Raw genomic sequence first — 16283 nt, forward strand, 5'->3', positions numbered from 1 at the left:
CCACCCTCTTTCGGGAACTTCGGGATCGGGGAAGGTTCCGGATCGGGGATTGTTCCGGGTTTCCTTGGAGTCTGCCCGACCACGGGAGGGTTAACGGCCGGAACTCGATCATCGGCGTGGCGGAACGCGGCACATGGCGCGACATGGGCCCTTTACCCACCGCAATGATCCAAAATGCGGCAGTTCTGCCGGTATGTGAGTCTGACAGCGGCCCTGGCCCCGAGAAATCCCACAGGAGGCACACCATGGCCAAGAACAAGAACCGCAAGCAGAGCAGCCAGCAGCAGGACCGCCCCTCCGCCGCCGAGCACGGTGGCGAGCAGGCCAAGTCCACCGCCTACGAGTCCCATGCGCAGCCGCAGTCGCAGGCCCAGGGAAGTCCGGCGGATGTTGCCCGTAAACACCAGCGGCGCTTCGGCCACAACTGATCGCGCAGCAAAGCCGCAAGGGGCGCGCCCGTGACGACGGGCGCGCCCCTTGCGCGTGTATGGCCTTCGCGTGTGCCCTCTGCGCGTGTGCCTCTGTACCCGAACTAGCCGGCCAGGCAGGACGGGCCGAGCAGCACCTTCAGATCGCCGAAGAGAGCCGGGTCCGGCTGGACTCGGTGCCGGTCGAGCCGGAGCACCGTGGTCTTGCGGGGGCCCTGCAGCTTGATCCTCACCTCGGTGTTGCCCCTGTGATGGCTGAGGATCTCACCGAGCCTGCTGATCATCGGCGGGGTGACCTTCACCGTCGGAATGGTGACGACCACCGGGGCGTTGGTCCCTGCCGAGGAGATGTCGGGGACCTGCATTTCCATGGCGACGAGGCGCGGGATGTCCTCGCGCTTGTCGAGCCGTCCCTTGACGAACACCACGGTGTCCTCGACGAGCTGGGTCGACACCAGTTGGTACGTCGCCGGGAAGAACATGCACTCGATGGAGCCGGCCAGGTCCTCCACGGTCGCGATCGCCCAGGCGTTGCCCTGCTTGGTCATCTTCCGCTGCAGGCCGGAGATGATGCCACCGATGGTGACGACCGCACCGTCCGCATGCTCACCGCCGGTGAGCTGGGAGATCGCGGCATCCGTCTTGTCGCTCAGGACATGCTCGATACCGAAGAGCGGATGGTCGGAGACGTAGAGACCGAGCATCTCGCGCTCCTGCGCGAGCAGATACGACTTGTCCCACTCGATGTCGGAGAACTCGACGTCGAGGCCGAAGCCCGGCTCGCTGCTGTCCTCCTCGCCCATCCCGCCGAAGAGGTCGAACTGGCCCTCGGCCTCCTTGCGCTTGACCGCGACCACGTTGTCGATCATCGGTTCGTGGTGCGCGACCAGGCCCTTGCGGGTGTGGCCCATCTCGTCGAAGGCCCCGGCCTTGATGAGCGATTCGACTGTTCGCTTGTTGCACACGACCGCCTCGACCTTGTCGAGGAAGTCCGGGAAGGTCGCGTACTTCCCCTTCGACTTACGGCAGCGGATGATCGAGTCGACGACGTTCGTGCCGACGTTCCGGACGGCGGAGAGACCGAAGAGGATCACATCGTCGCCCTGGGCCGCGAAGTTGGACTGCGACTCGTTCACATTGGGCGGCAGCACCTTGATGCCCATGCGGCGGCACTCGTTCAGATAGACCGCGGACTTGTCCTTGTCGTCCTTGACCGAGGTGAGCAGCGCGGCCATGTACTCGGCCGGGTAGTTGGCCTTGAGATATGCGGTCCAGTAGGTGACCAGTCCGTACGCGGAGGAGTGCGCCTTGTTGAAGGCGTATCCGGCGAAGGGGACGAGCACGTCCCACAGGGCCTGGATGGCCTGGTCACTGAAGCCGTTCTTCTTGGCGCCGGCCTGGAAGAGGACGAAGTTCTTCGCCAGCTCGTCGGCCTTCTTCTTGCCCATCACGCGGCGGAGGATGTCGGCCTCGCCGAGCGAGTACCCCGCGATGATCTGGGCGGCCTTCTGCACCTGCTCCTGATAGACGATCAGGCCGTAGGTGAGGCCGAGGACCTCCTTGAGCGGCTCCTCCAGCTCCGGGTGGATCGGAGTGATCTCCTGCTGCCCGTTCTTGCGCAGCGCGTAGTTCGTGTGGGAGTTCATGCCCATCGGGCCCGGACGGTACAGGGCCGAAACGGCGGAAATATCCTCGAAGTTGTCGGGCTTCATCAGCCGCAGCAGCGAACGCATCGGGCCGCCGTCGAACTGGAAGACGCCGAGCGTGTCACCGCGGCAGAGCAGTTCGTACGTCGTGGGGTCGTCCAGCGGGAGCGCGAGCAGGTCGAGCTCGACGCCCTTGTTCGCCTTCACCATCTTGACGGCGTCGTCCATGATGGTCAGGTTCCGCAGGCCCAGGAAGTCCATCTTCAGCAGGCCGAGCGACTCACAGCTCGGGTAGTCCCACTGCGTGATGGTCACGCCGTCGGTGTGCCTGACCCAGACCGGGACATGATCGGTGATCGTCTCGCTGGACATGATCACGCCGGCCGCGTGCACACCCATCTGCCGGACCAGGCCCTCGACGCCCTTGGCGGTGTCGATGACCTTCTTCACGTCCGGCTCGTTCTCGTACATCCCGCGGATCTCGCCGGCCTCGCTGAAGCGCGGGTGCTTCGGGTCGGTGATGCCGTTGAGGTCGATGCCCTTGCCGAGGACGTCGGCGGGCATCGCCTTGGTGAGCCTGTCGCCCATCGCGTACGGGTAGCCGAGCACCCGCGCGGAGTCCTTGATGGCGTTCTTGGCCTTGATCTTGCCGTACGTACCGATCATGGCGACCTTGTCGGCGCCGTACTTCTCGGTGACGTACCTGATCACCTCACCACGCCGACGCTCGTCGAAGTCGATGTCGACATCGGGCATGGAGATGCGCTCGGGGTTGAGGAAGCGCTCGAAGATCAGGCCGTGCTCGATCGGGTCGAGGTCGGTGATGCCCATGGCGTACGCGACGATCGAGCCGGCCGCGGAGCCCCGGCCCGGGCCCACCGCGATGCCGTTGTTCTTGGCCCACATGATGAAGTCGGCGACCACGAGGAAGTACCCCGGGAAGCCCATGTCGATGATGATGCCCATCTCGTACTCAACCTGCTTGAGCCGGTCGTCCGGGATGCCGCCGGGGTAGCGCCGGGCCATGCCGCGCATGGTCTCCTCGCGGAACCAGGTCACCTCGGTGTAGCCCTCGGGCACCTCGAACTTCGGCATCAGGTTGCGCTCTTCGAACCACCCCTCGGTGTCGATCTGCTGCGCGACCAGGAGGGTGTTGGCGCACCCTTCCTGCCAGGCCTCCGAGGAGTCCACGGCGTACATCTCGTCCGTGGACTTGAGGTAGTAGCCGGTGCCGTCGAAGCGGAAGCGGTCCGGGTCCGAGAGGTTCTTGCCGGTCTGGATGCAGAGCAGGGCGTCATGCGCGCCGGCCTCGTGCGCGTAGGTGTAGTGCGAGTCGTTGGTGACGATCGGCGGGATGCCGAGCTTCTTGCCGATCTCCAGGAGGCCGTCGCGGACCCGGCGCTCGATCTCGATGCCGTGGTCCATCAGCTCCAGGAAGTACTTGTCCTTGCCGAAGATGTCCTGGTACTCGGATGCCGCCTTGAGCGCCTCGTCGAACTGGCCGAGGCGCAGCCGCGTCTGGAGCTCGCCCGACGGGCAGCCGGTGGAGGCGATGAGCCCCTCCGACCACTGGGCGATGGTCTCCTTGTCCATCCGCGGCCACTTCTGCAGCCAGCCCTCGGCGTACGCGTCGGAGGAGAGCCGGAAGAGGTTGTGCAGACCGGTCCTGTTGGCCGCCCAGATCGTCTTGTGGGTGTAGCCACCGGAACCGGAGACGTCGTCCCGCTTCTGGTGCGGCTGACCCCACTGGATCTTCCGCTTGTTCCGCCGGGACTCGGGGGCGACGTACGCCTCGATGCCGATGATCGGCGTGACGCCCGCCTTCTTGGCCTGATGGAAGAAGTCGTACGCGCCGTGGAGGTTGCCATGGTCGGTCATGGCGATGTGCGACATGCCCATCTCGTTGCAGGCGTCGAACATGTCCTTGAGCCGCGCGGCACCGTCCAGCAGGGAGTACTGGGTGTGGACGTGAAGGTGCGTAAAAGGCGGCTTGGTCACGGCGGAGTGCCTCCGGAGAACGGTGGACGACAGGCTGCGGACAGTCTGGGGGGACAGCCTGGAAGTCTACGTCTCCGCACTGACAGTGGGCGGGCACTCCCGGGTACCGTCGTCCGTTGAAGGGGCGGAACTGCCCTCCCCCTCGCCACCGCTGGGGGGACCCCCACGTTCGTCATGCACCAGGAGGCACCCAGCGATGTCGGTACCGCGACCCGCCGAGGTCACAGCTGAAGAGCGCGGTGAGCAGATTCTCACCGTTTTCGACACCGCGTTCGGCGAGCTTCTGGCCGCCGACCCGGCCGCGTTCCGGGTCAAGTTCCGGAAGATGGCCGCCTCGGCCTTCGCCTTCTACCGCGGCACCGCCTGCCTGTTCTACAACGACCTGGAGCAGGAACAGCACGGCGGACCGTTCCTCGACGACCGCACCGGCCGGGTGTGGATCCACGGCGACCTGCACGCCGAGAACTTCGGCACGTACATGGACGCCAACGGCCGGCTGATCTTCAACGTCAATGACTTCGACGAGGCGTACGTCGGCCCCTTCACCTGGGACCTGAAGCGGCTGTCCGCCTCGCTGGCGCTGGTCGGCTACACCAAGGCGCTCAGCGACGAGCAGATCACCGAGCTGGTGAGGATCTACGCCGCCGCCTACCGCGAGCGCATCCACGCCCTGGCCACCGGCGCCAAGAACGACGAGGTGCCGCCCTTCACGCTGGACACCGCCGAGGGCCCCCTGCTCGAGGTGCTGCGCGACGCCCGCTCACTCACACGCTTCTCGCTGCTGGACTCGATGACCGAGATCCGTGACTTCGAGCGGCGTTTCGCGCCCGGCGGCGGCTCCATCGAGCTGGACGCGGCCACCCGCTACAAGGTGCTCGCCGCCTTCGACGGCTATCTGGAGACCCTTCCCGAATCCAGCCTGACCAGGCCCGACTCGTACCGGGTCAAGGACGTCGTGGGGCGGCGTGGCATCGGCATCGGCTCGGCGGGCCTGCCCTCGTACAACATCCTGCTCGAGGGCAACAGCGACGCCCTCGAGAACGACGTCGTGATCTATATGAAGCAGGCACAGACCCCGGCGGTCTCCCGGCACATCACCGACGCCACCGTGCGTGAGTACTTCCAGCACGAGGGTCACCGCACGGTGATCTCGCAGCGCGCGCTCCAGGACCATGCCGACCCGTGGCTGGGCTGGACCGAGCTGGACGGCTCGGGCCAGCTGGTGGCCGAGGTCTCGCCTTACGCGGTGGATCTGGACTGGTCGGACATCGACGACCCGGAGGAGATCGCGGCGGTCGTCGCCGACCTCGGCCGGGCGACGGCCACGATGCACGGCGCGGCGGACGAGGAGAGCGGTCACTCGCTGGTGCCGTTCTCGACGGAGCGGGCCATCGACGCGGCGATCGCGGCCGACGAGGACGGCTTCGGCGAGCTGCTGGTGGAGTTCGCGCACCGCTACGGCGCGCGGGCGCGGGCGGACCACCAGATCTTCGTGGACCTCTTCCGTAACGGAAGGATTCCGGGTCTCTAGGGCCGGCCGGATCCCGACGGGGTCCGGGCCCGGTCCCTGCCCGGTCCGGGCGGGGCGCAGGCCGGGTCCTTAGGGGGCGTTTACACGGACGCATGGGACACTCCCCGGTGATGGACATGGGCGAGACGCGGCTCAGGGGGCTGCGGGCAGCGATCTTCACGGCACTGGTCGTGACGCTGTCCGCCGCTTCCCATGTGTTGCTGTCGCGGGTCCCGCTGCAGCTGACGACCGTCGCCGGACTCGCGGCGGGAGTCTTCGCCGTCGCATACGCGCTGTGCGGCCGGGAGCGTGGCTTCTGGCGGATCGCGGGCATGCTCGTTCCACTGGAGCTGGCCGCCGACACCGTCTTCACCACCGGCCAGGACGTCTGTTACGGCCCCGGCGGCGGACCGGTCGCCGGTTCGCTGCGCGCGGTCGGTTTCGATGTGCTGTGCGGCGGCAGCGTCGGCACGGCACTGCCCGGGGTGCGCGTACCCGAGCGGGGCGCGGCCGCGCTGCTGCACTCCACGGACCCGGCCCTGCCCTGGCTGCTGCTCGCCGCACATGTGTCGGTCGGGCTGCTCGCCGCGGCCTGGCTGCGGCGCGGGGAGTCGGCCCTGGCCGGACTGGTGCGGGCCGTCGGCGCGTTCGCGTTCCGGCCGCTGCGGCTCACGGTCGTAGCGGTGGACGCGGCCCACCGTTCCGTACGCCGCGGAGCGCGCCCCGCGCCGCGCCGGCCCCGTACCTCCGGCACCCGTCTGCTGGTGCACTCCGTCGGACGGCGGGGACCACCCCGCTCGGCCGCAGTTTTCGGCTGAGCCCGCAGTCCCCCTTTTCCGTATCTCCTGATACGACATCACACGGAGTGAATGAGCATGAGTGCACGCAACAGCCAGGCCAACAAGGCGGCGGCCCGCGAGCGGCTGCGCCAGGAGCGTGAGCGCCAGGCCAGGAAGGACAAGACCCGCCGGCAGCTGATCGTCATCGGCTCGACGGTCCTGGTCCTCGCGATCGCGGGTGGCGCCGGTTACGCGATCATGCAGGCCAACAAGCCGACCCACTGGGAGTCGGCGAAGGCCGAGAAGAACGTCACCGCGCCGAAGAACACCACGGGTGAGAACGGGACGACCGTCGTCATCGGCAAGCCGACCGCGAAGAAGACCCTGGAGCTGTACGAGGACTCGCGCTGCCCGGTCTGCGCGAGCTTCGAACAGACGGTGGGCGCGACGGTGAAGAAGGATGTCGACGCCGGCAAGTACAAGATCAAGTACATCGGTGCCACGTTCATCGACGGCGCGAAGTCCATCAACGGCCAGGGCTCGAAGAACGCCCTGAGCGCGCTGGGCGCGGCGCTGAATGTGAGCCCGGAGGCGTTCGCCGAGTACAAGACCGCCCTGTACTCGGCGAAGTTCCACCCGAAGGAGACGGACGACAAGTTCTCCAAGGACTCGTATCTGCTCGAGATCGCGGACACCGTGCCGGCGCTGAAGGACAACAGCGAGTTCAAGAAGAACGTGGAGGACGGGACCTTCGACGCGTGGGCGATGAAGATGACGGACGCGTTCAACAAGAGCGGGGTCACGGGCACGCCGACGCTGAAGATGGACGGCAAGACGGTCACGGCGGAGGGCAGCAAGAACCCGCCCATGGCGGTGGAACAGTTCAACGCGGCGATGGCCAAGGCTCTGAAGGCCTGACCGCGCGGAGGGGCGTGGGGGCGTCGTCCCCACGCCCAACCTCCCCCCGGGGGCTGCGAATCGCCCCCGCTTCGGGGAGCGGCGCTGCAGGGGAAACCTCATCCGCCCCGTTCCGCCTGTTCACCCCGTTCACCCTGTTCTGCCCGGTTACCGCCACGCCTCCACCCGACCCATGAGCAACGCCGCGGTAGACCGTTCGCCATCGCCCGGCGAACTTTCGCCGTTCGCTCACCCATTCGTCCTACCGATCAGTAGTCTGATCGGCCGTGACCAGTCGATTTTCCTCAACTCCCAGCCGCCGCACGGTCGTCAAGGCCGCCGCCGCCACCGCTGTCATCGCCGCTCCCGCCCTCGCGGCCGCCTCCTCCGCCAACGCCGCCTCCACCGAGGAGGCCCCGGCCTTCCTGCACGGCACAGCCTCCGGCGACCCGCTGCCCGACGGCGTGCTGCTGTGGACACGCATCACGCCCACCCCCGACGCCGTGCCCGGCTCGGGCAAGGGCCCGGACACCGCGGTGGGTTGGGAGGTCGCCGAGGACAAGGGTTTCACCCGCATCGTCGCCCGCGGCACCACCACGTCGAAGGCGGCCTCCGACCACACCGTCAAGGTTGACGTAAGGGGCCTGCGCCAGGCGACCGCGTATTACTTCCGCTTCACCTCGGGTACCGCCCTCTCCCCCGTCGGCCGTACCCGCACCGCCCCGGCCACCGACGCCGCCACACCCGGTGTCCGTTTCGGTGTGGTCTCCTGCGCCAACTGGGAGTCCGGTTACTTCTCCGCGTACCGGCATCTGGCCGCCCGTGCCGACCTCGACGCGATCCTCCATCTCGGTGACTACATCTACGAGTACGCCACCGGCGGCTACCCGGAGCCGAAGTACGTCGTACGGCAGCACTCGCCGAAGAACGAGATCATCACGCTCGCCGACTACCGCACCCGCCACGCCACATACAAGACGGACACCGACCTGCAGGCACTGCACGCCGCGCATCCGGTGATCGCGATCTGGGACGACCACGAGTTCGCGAACGACGCCTGGTCGGGCGGCGCGGAGAACCACACCCCGGGCACCGAGGGCGACTGGGCGGCCCGCGCCGCCGCCGCCCGCCAGGCCTACTTCGAGTGGATGCCCGTACGCGCCTCCACCGAGGGCACCGTCTACCGTCGGCTGCGCTTCGGCAAGCTCGCCGATCTGCATCTGCTCGACCTGCGGTCCTTCCGCTCGCAGCAGACGACGATCGGCAACGGCAGCGTGGACGACCCGGAGCGTTCGATCACCGGCCGCGCCCAGCTGGACTGGCTGAAGTCCGGTCTGGCCGGATCCGACGCGGCGTGGAAGCTGGTCGGCACCTCGGTGATGATCTCGCCCGTCGCCTTCGGCTCCGTACCGGCCCATCTGCTGGGCCCGATAGCAGAGTTGCTCGGCCTGCCCAAGGAAGGCCTCGCGGTCAACGTCGACCAGTGGGACGGCTACACGGACGACCGCAAGGAGCTGCTCGCGCATCTGACGCAGCGCGGCATCGAGAACACCGTCTTCCTCACCGGCGACATCCACATGGCCTGGGCGAACGACGTCCCGGTCAAGGCCGCGACGTATCCCCTCTCGCAGTCCGCCGCGACCGAGTTCGTGGTAACGTCGGTGACCTCCGACAACCTGGACGACATCCTCCATGTCGCGCCGGGCACGGTCTCGTTGGTGGCCTCCGCGGCCGTCAAGGCGGCCAACCGCCATGTGAAGTGGCTGGACATGGACTCGCACGGCTACGGCGTACTCGACGTCACCGCCGAGCGCTCGCAGATGGACTACTACGTCCTGTCCGACAAGACGAAGCAGGACGCGACCTCGAAGTGGGCTCGCTCCTACCGGACGCTCAGTGGAACGCAGAAGGTCGAGCGAGTGAATCAGCCGGTGCGCTGACGGCGAATTCCAGCCACACCGCGATGTGTTAACCAGTGATCACATCGCCACGACGGGTGGTGTGTTCCGTGGCCTGAATACGGACACACCACCCGTCGCTGTATCCCCACGTGTTACGCGGGGATCTCAACCCCCGGATGACACAAAGGCGTTTATCCCTGTTGTCCTCAGTTCTACGCGAGTTGATTGGGCCTGATCACCTCTCATCAGGCCCTGTCATGCACCCGTAATCTCCCCGCGGTGGCCAGAAAAAGGCCACTTCCCCAACCCCCCACGCGAGGAGACACTGTGCTTACTCTTGCCCGAATATCGCCACGTTTGCGCAACCGCGCACTCGGTACGGCAATCATGGCCGGAACCCTGGCCCTCTCACCGCTCTCCGCCCCCGCGGGCGTCGCCGCAGCCAAGGCACCCGCCGCTAAGGTGTCCAAGGTCTCCGACGAATGCGCCGAGGACACCGGCACGAGCGCGGTCGCCCGTAAGGCCCGCCCCGTCGGCAACGCCCAGGCCCACGAGCCCAACGAGGTCACCGCCGCCAAGGCCAAGGCCATGGACGCGGATCTGAAGAAGAGAATCGGGGCGGCCCGGGCCGACGGCCGCAGACTCTCGGTCGCCGCCGCGACCACCATCCCCGTCTACTTCCACGTCATCCACAGCGGTTCGACCGGCAAGCTCACCGCCACCGACATCTCCCGGCAGATCTCGGTCCTCAACGCGGCCTACGCCGGCCAGGGCACCGGCAACACCAACTCGAGCTTCCAGTTCTCGCTGGCCGGCACGGACTACACGGACAACTCCACCTGGTACAACGGCATCCAGCCGGGCTCCTCCGCCGAGACGGCGATGAAGTCGCAGCTGCGCAAGGGCGGCGCCGGCGCCCTCAACTTCTACACCGCCAGCCTCGGCGGCGGCCTGCTCGGCTGGGCCACCTTCCCTTCCTCGTATTCCTCCGACCCGTCCGACGACGGTGTGGTGGTCCTCGACACCTCGCTGCCTGGCGGCTCCGCGACCAACTACAACGAGGGCGACACCGCCACCCACGAGGTCGGCCACTGGATGGGGCTCTACCACACCTTCCAGGGCGGCTGCACCGGCAGCGGCGACTACGTCTCGGACACCCCGGCCGAGAAGACCGCCGCGACGGCATGCCCGACCGGCCGTGACAGCTGCGCCAACAAGACCGGTGTGGACCCGATCCACAACTTCATGGACTACACCTACGACCCGTGCATGTACCAGTTCACCGCGGGTCAGGTGCAGCGGATGAAGGACAGCTGGACCGCCTACCGGGCGGGCTGACCGAAGGCTGCCCGCCGCACCCGCGGCGGGCAGCCGTTCCCCACCTCACCGGGCAGTACACCTAGTCCTCCTGGAGCGTCTCCAGGAAGCCGAGCGCGATCCGCCAGGTCAGCTCGGCCGACTCCTCGTCGTAGTCCGGCAGACCGGGGTCGGTGAACAGATGCCCGGCACCCGGGTAACGGTAGATCTCCACATCCGCGCCCGCCCGCTGCATCTGCAGATACCAGGCACTCAGCCAGTCGTGCGGCTCGAACGGGTCGGGGTCGGCGACATGGAGCTGTACGGGCAGCTCGTCCACACTCGCACCCTCCGCGATGTCGGACGTTCCGTGCATGAGCAGCAGCCCGCGGGCCTTCTCGTCGCCCAGCGCGAGGTTCTGCGCGATCGAGCCCCCGAGGGAGAACCCCGCGTACACCAACCCCTCGTCCGAGTAGGGCGCGGCCGCCAGGACCGCGCGGCGCAGCAGCTCCTCCTGGCCGATCTTCTCCTTGAGCTCCCTGCCCTCTTCGACGGTCTCGGCGGTTTGCCCTTCGAAGAGGTCGGGCACGCGAACCTGGTGCCCGGCTGCGCGCAGCCGCTCGGCTGCCGCGTGCACCGCCGGACGCACACCGTAGACCGAATGAAAAAGCATGATGTTCATTCGGCCATCCTGCCAGTTGGTGTCTGAGTCAAACGGAGTCAAAGGGAGTCATGGAGAACGCACTGCGCCCGTTGACCGTGATCGGTGGCTCGGTCGTGCTCACCCTGCTGCTCGGCTGGGTCGTCGACCTGCTGCTGCGCCGGGCGGACGACCGCCACCCCGAGACCCCCTTGTGGGGGCTCCTGCGCCGCTGCCGGCTGCCCCTCCAGGTCGTCCTGCTCACCGCCCTGCTGAGAGGGTCCTACCGCGAGACGAAGTGGCGGCTCATCGAGAAGCAGGAGGCCGGCATCGGGCACATCCTGTCGCTGGTGCTGATCAGCGCCGGCGCCTGGCTGGTGGTACGCATCGTCTCCGCCGCCGTGGAGTCCACCTACGCCCGCTACGCGTCCTCGACCCGCGATCCGGCCCGGGTACGCCGGGTGCGTACGCAGGTCACGCTGATCATGCGGATCGTCATCGCGGTCGTCGTGGTGGTGGCGGTCGCCGCGATGCTGCTGACCTTCCCCGGCATGGAGAAGGTCGGCGCCTCGATGCTGGCCTCCGCGGGCATCATCGGCATCGTCGCCGGTGTCGCCGCACAGTCCACGCTCGGCAATCTCTTCGCCGGCTTCCAGATCGCCTTCGGCGACATGGTGCGGATCGGGGACACGGTGGTGGTGGACGGTGAGTGGGGGGTCATCGAGGAGGTCACGCTGACGTTCCTGGCGGTACGGACCTGGGACGAGCGGCGGATCACCATGCCGGTGTCGTACTTCACCAGCAAGCCCTTCGAGAACTGGTCACGCGGCGGGGCGCAGATGACCGGAACGGTCTTCTTCCATCTGGACCACTCGGCGCCGGTGGCCCTGATGCGCGAGAAGCTGCGGGACATCCTGCGGGAGTGCGCGGCGTGGGACGGCCGGGACTGGAGCCTGGCGGTCACGGACACCACGCCGAGCACGATGCAGGTACGGGCGGTGGTCACGGCCAAGGACGCCGACGACATCTGGACGGCGCGGTGCGCCGTACGGGAGCAGATGATCACGTGGCTGTGCGAGAAGCATCCGTACGCGCTGCCGCGGATCGCGACATCGCCGGGGGTGCTGCCGCCGGGTGTGCTGCCGCCGAACGGATCGTGGTTGGCCCGCCCGGAGCCCGCACCGGTCGTGGAGCCGGGTCCCGAGCGGAGCGACGGAGACCACGCCGGAGGAACGCAGCCGCGGACGGGCCGGGGCTGACGTCCGGTCGCCGCATTGCGTCCGCCGCACCCACCCGTCACCGCAGGCTGCGTACGTCGAGGTGCCGCAGGATCCGGTCCACCACCTCCGGGTCCGCGCCCGGTTCGTTGCGCGCCGAGAGCACCTCGTGGCGCGCCGCCGACAGCATCTCCCGCTGGATCCGCTGCACCGTCCTGAGGCGCTCCACCCGTTTCGCGAACCACTCGCGCCGCTCGTCGTCGACGATGTCCGGGCTGATCCTCGCCCCCATGTCGTACGCCGTGCGCAGCAGCCGTTCGCTGATGTCCTCGGGCAGGTCCTCCACCGCCTCGATCTCCCTGAGCCGGCGTTTCGCCGCCTTCGCCGCGCGAATCGCGAGGTTCCGTTCCAGCTCGCCTTCCGCGTCCGCGTCCGCCCGCACACCGAGTCGCCGGACCAGCCACGGCAGGGTGAGACCCTGGAGCACAAGCGTCGCCAGGATGACCGCGAACGCGATGAAGATGATCTCGTCCCGGGCCGGAAAAGGCGCTCCGCTCTCCGTCTTCAGCGGGATGGCGAGCGCCAGCGCCACCGACGCCACGCCCCGCATCCCCGACCACCACATGATGACGGTCTCCCGCCAGCTCACGGGGATCTCCTCGTCGTAGTCCCGCAGCTTGTGCAGGCGCTTGGCGAGCCACGTCGCGGGCATCAGCCACAGCAGCCGTACGACCACGACAACCCCGATGATCGCGGCGCTCCAGCCCAGAATCTGCACCTCGCGCCCGCCCGCCGTGCCGAAGACGTTGTGCAGTTCGAGGCCGATGAGGCCGAACGCGACCCCGGTCACCAGCATGTCGACGATCTGCCAGAACGTGGTACCGGCCAGCCGCCCCATCACATCGTCCGCGTCGGCGGTGTGCTCGGCGAGGAAGAGCGCGGTGGTCAGGACGGCGAGCACGCCCGACCCCTTCAACTCCTCCGCCAGCACATAGCTGACGAACGGCACCATCAGCGACAGGCCGATCTGCAGCGTCGCGTCGCCGAGCATGCCCATCAGCTTGTTGGAGAGCCAGCCGAGCCCGAGCCCGACCGCGACGGCCACCACGGCCGACAGCACGAGGTCCCCCGCCGCGTCCGGCCATGAGAACGTTCCGCTCACCGCCGCCGCGATCGCCACGTGGTAGAGCACGATCGCCGTGACGTCATTGAACAGCCCCTCCCCCTCCAGGATGGAGATCAGCCGTCGCGGCAGCCCGAGCGACCCGGCGACCGCGGTCGCCGCGACCGGGTCGGGCGGCGCCACCAGCGCGCCGAGCGCGAACGCCGCGGCGATCGGCAACCCGGGCACGATCGCGTGGGCGACGGCCGCCACCGCCGCCATCGTGACGAACACCAGCGCGACCGCGAGCAGCAGGATGGGCCGGATGTTGGCCGTGAACTGCCGCCAGGAGGTGCGCTGTACGGCCGCGTACAGCAGAGGCGGCAGCAACAGCGGCAGGATGAACTCCGGCGGCAGTTCGACATTCGGTACGAAGGGCAGGAACGCCAGGACGATCCCGCCGACCGTCATCAGCACGGGCGCGGGCAGCCGGAGCCGCTCCCCCAGCGGCACTGTCACCACGGCCCCGAGCAACAGCAGGAACAGCAGCGCCAATTGATCCATGGTGCGCCCTCCGGCGGCTCGAAACCTCAACGATCAAGACTTCAAGCCTGCCACGCACATAGCCCCAACCACCCCAACGGCCGTGATCACCGCACCAGGCGCGCACCCGGAGGGCCCGGGGGATGTCCCCGCAACGGAAGACCGGACGAGGTGGGGCCTGCCGACCTGACGGGGCCGGGCACGCTGGGCGGCGCGCTGCGGGGGCTCCCTCCGATGGCGCGAGGCCACCGCCCTCCGGGTCGGGGGAACGGCCCCCGGCCTCGGCTACAACGCCCTGCGCATTGCCCGATGCCCGATCCCCGCGTCCAGGAACTCCGCCCCGTACGCCACGTAACCCAGCCGCTCGTAGAACCCCACCGCCTGCGTCTGCGCATGCAGATCCACCGCCGCCAGCCCGCGCTCCCGCGCCGCCCTCTCGATGCCCCGCACCAGCGCCACGCCCACGCCGAGTCCCCGCGCCGCCTTGCTCACCGCGAGCCGGCCCAGCGAGCCCACCGCATCGTCACCGCCGGTCTTTCCCGCCGCGTCCGGGCCGTAGAGCAGGCGACCGGTACCCAGCGGGACCCCGTCCGCGCCGACCGCGAGGACATGCACCGTGGCCGCGTCCTCCGCGTCGAACGCGTCGTACTCGATCTCCGCCGGCACCCCCTGCTCGACGACGAAGACCTCCTTCCGGACCGCGAAACACGCCTCACGGTCGGCCGGGCCGACCGCCTCACGCACCGCGAAAACGCTCACTCGCTCTCCGCCGCGATCTTGTCCAGAGCCTCCTGCAGATCGTCCGGGTACGTGCTCCCGAACTCGACCCACTGCCCGTCCGACGGGTGCTCGAAGCCGAGCCGCACCGCGTGCAGCCACTGCCTGCTCAGTCCCAGCCGCTTCGCCAGTGTCGGGTCGGCGCCGTAGGTCAGATCGCCCACACACGGGTGCTTGTGCGCCGCCATGTGCACTCGGATCTGGTGCGTGCGCCCCGTCTCCAGCTTGATGTCCAGCAGAGACGCCGCCCGGTACGCCTCGATCAGGTCGTAGTGCGTCACCGAAGGCTTGCCCTCCGCCGTGACCGCCCACTTGTAGTCGTGGGTCGGGTGCCGGCCGATCGGCGCGTCGATCGTCCCGCTCATCGGGTCCGGGTGCCCCTGCACCAGCGCGTGGTACCGCTTGTCCACGACCCGGTCCCGGAACTGCGCCTTCAACAGGGTGTACGCCCGCTCCGACTTGGCGACGACCATCAGGCCGGACGTGCCGACGTCCAGCCGGTGCACGATCCCCTGCCGCTCAGCCGCGCCCGACGTCGAGATCCGGTACCCGGCCGCCGCGAGACCGCCGATCACCGTCGTCCCGGTCCAGCCCGGACTCGGATGCGCGGCCACGCCCACCGGCTTCATGATCACGACGATGTCGTCGTCGTCGTGCACGATCTCCATGCCCTCGACCGGCTCGGCCACGATCTGTACCGGGGCGGGCGCCTGAGGCATCTCCACCTCGAGCCACGCGCCGCCGTGCACACGCTCGGACTTTCCGACGGCCGAACCGTCGACCAGCACCTTCCCGGCAGCTGCCAGTTCGGCCGCCTTCGTACGGGAGAACCCGAACATCCGGGAGATGGCGGCGTCGACGCGCTCGCCCTCAAGGCCATCGGGTACGGGCAGGGTGCGGATCTCGGGAACTGTACTCACCCGACGAGTATGCCTTGTCAGTCCTTGTGGACTGTCCCGTCGGGGTCCAGCCCCTTGAAGGACAGGATCACAATCAGGAAGCCGCCGCAGACGATCGCGGAGTCGGCGAGGTTGAATACCGCGAAGTGCGCGGGCGCGATGAAGTCGACGACCGCCCCCTCGAAGACGCCCGGCGCACGGAAGATCCGGTCGGTGAGATTGCCGAGCGCACCGCCGAGCAGCAACCCGAGGGCGATCGCCCAGGGCAGGCTGTAGAGCTTGCGCGCCAGCCTGGCGATCACGATGATCACCGTCGCCGCGATACAGGTGAAGATCACGGTGAAGGCCTCGCCCATGCCGAAGGCCGCGCCGGGGTTCCGGACCGCCTCGAACTTCAGCAGATCGCCGATGATCTCGATCGGCTCGTGGTGCTCCAGCTTGGCCACCACGAGCATCTTGCTGACGAGGTCGATCAGGTAGGCCACGACCGCCACGCCGAACAGCACAGCGATCTTGCGGCTGCCCCTGGGCTGCTCGGCGGGCGCCGCAGCCTCGTCGGCTCCCGCTGGATTCGACGTACCGATGGTGCGCTCCGCCTCTGCCACGTGAGTCCCTCAACCTAGGTGCCTGACTGAGCACGAGGGTACGGC

The 16283-nt window shown here is 68.3% G+C and carries 13 protein-coding genes; 7 read left to right on the top strand and 6 right to left on the bottom strand.

Translation table 11 applies throughout. The annotated features are described in order from the left end of the window. The first annotated feature begins 245 nt into the window (after positions 1 to 245). Positions 246 to 428 (top strand): hypothetical protein, encoded by a 183-nt coding sequence (locus OG966_RS10995; protein WP_326649323.1) that lies wholly within the window; start codon positions 246 to 248, stop codon positions 426 to 428. Between the two features lie 104 nt (positions 429 to 532). On the opposite strand, the gene dnaE is transcribed toward OG966_RS10995, so the two are convergent. Beyond that, complete coding sequence (dnaE, locus tag OG966_RS11000) at positions 533 to 4072, bottom strand: DNA polymerase III subunit alpha (protein ID WP_326649324.1); 3540 nt, start codon at positions 4070 to 4072, stop codon at positions 533 to 535. A 196-nt stretch (positions 4073 to 4268) separates the two neighbouring features. Between dnaE and OG966_RS11005 the strand changes: the two genes are divergently transcribed. From OG966_RS11005 to OG966_RS11025, 5 genes are all read left to right on the top strand, one after another. Continuing rightward, a complete protein-coding gene (locus OG966_RS11005) occupies positions 4269 to 5603 on the top strand; it encodes a DUF2252 domain-containing protein (protein ID WP_326649325.1) in 1335 nt (444 codons plus the stop codon). 110 nt (positions 5604 to 5713) lie between these two features. Beyond that, on the top strand, positions 5714 to 6400 hold the full coding sequence (locus OG966_RS11010) for a hypothetical protein (RefSeq protein ID WP_326655160.1): 687 nt from the start codon (positions 5714 to 5716) through the stop codon (positions 6398 to 6400). A gap of 57 nt (positions 6401 to 6457) precedes the next feature. Continuing rightward, positions 6458 to 7279, top strand: coding sequence for a DsbA family protein (locus OG966_RS11015; protein WP_326649326.1), 822 nt, complete (start codon positions 6458 to 6460; stop codon positions 7277 to 7279). 266 nt (positions 7280 to 7545) lie between these two features. Continuing rightward, a complete protein-coding gene (locus tag OG966_RS11020; RefSeq protein WP_326649327.1) occupies positions 7546 to 9198 on the top strand; it encodes an alkaline phosphatase D family protein in 1653 nt (550 codons plus the stop codon). A gap of 348 nt (positions 9199 to 9546) precedes the next feature. Beyond that, the gene (locus tag OG966_RS11025) at positions 9547 to 10497 is read left to right on the top strand and encodes a zinc metalloprotease (RefSeq protein ID WP_326655161.1); all 951 of its coding nucleotides are present in this window, start codon (positions 9547 to 9549) and stop codon (positions 10495 to 10497) included. Positions 10498 to 10558: 61 nt separating this feature from the next. Here the strand turns inward: OG966_RS11025 and OG966_RS11030 are convergent, their stop codons facing one another. Next, positions 10559 to 11137, bottom strand: coding sequence for a dienelactone hydrolase family protein (locus OG966_RS11030; protein WP_326649328.1), 579 nt, complete (start codon positions 11135 to 11137; stop codon positions 10559 to 10561). Positions 11138 to 11187: 50 nt separating this feature from the next. Here OG966_RS11030 and OG966_RS11035 point away from each other — a divergent pair, with 50 nt between their 5' ends. Next, positions 11188 to 12354, top strand: coding sequence for a mechanosensitive ion channel family protein (locus OG966_RS11035; protein WP_326649329.1), 1167 nt, complete (start codon positions 11188 to 11190; stop codon positions 12352 to 12354). Between the two features lie 37 nt (positions 12355 to 12391). Here OG966_RS11035 and OG966_RS11040 read toward each other — a convergent pair whose 3' ends face one another. From OG966_RS11040 to lspA, 4 genes are all read right to left on the bottom strand, one after another. Then, positions 12392 to 13978, bottom strand: a complete 1587-nt coding sequence (locus tag OG966_RS11040; protein WP_326649330.1) for a Na+/H+ antiporter — start codon at positions 13976 to 13978, stop codon at positions 12392 to 12394. Positions 13979 to 14242: 264 nt separating this feature from the next. Continuing rightward, the gene (locus tag OG966_RS11045) at positions 14243 to 14716 is read right to left on the bottom strand and encodes a GNAT family N-acetyltransferase (RefSeq protein ID WP_326649331.1); all 474 of its coding nucleotides are present in this window, start codon (positions 14714 to 14716) and stop codon (positions 14243 to 14245) included. Continuing rightward, positions 14713 to 15654, bottom strand: a complete 942-nt coding sequence (locus OG966_RS11050; RefSeq protein WP_326649332.1) for an RluA family pseudouridine synthase — start codon at positions 15652 to 15654, stop codon at positions 14713 to 14715. Before OG966_RS11050 ends, OG966_RS11045 begins: the two co-directional genes overlap by 4 nt. A gap of 17 nt (positions 15655 to 15671) precedes the next feature. Then, on the bottom strand, positions 15672 to 16238 hold the full coding sequence (gene lspA, locus OG966_RS11055) for a signal peptidase II (RefSeq protein WP_326649333.1): 567 nt from the start codon (positions 16236 to 16238) through the stop codon (positions 15672 to 15674). Between the last annotated feature and the right edge of the window lie 45 nt (positions 16239 to 16283).

It is taken from the genome of Streptomyces sp. NBC_01750, assembly GCF_035918095.1.
In the GTDB taxonomy this organism is placed as follows: Bacteria; Actinomycetota; Actinomycetes; order Streptomycetales; family Streptomycetaceae; genus Streptomyces.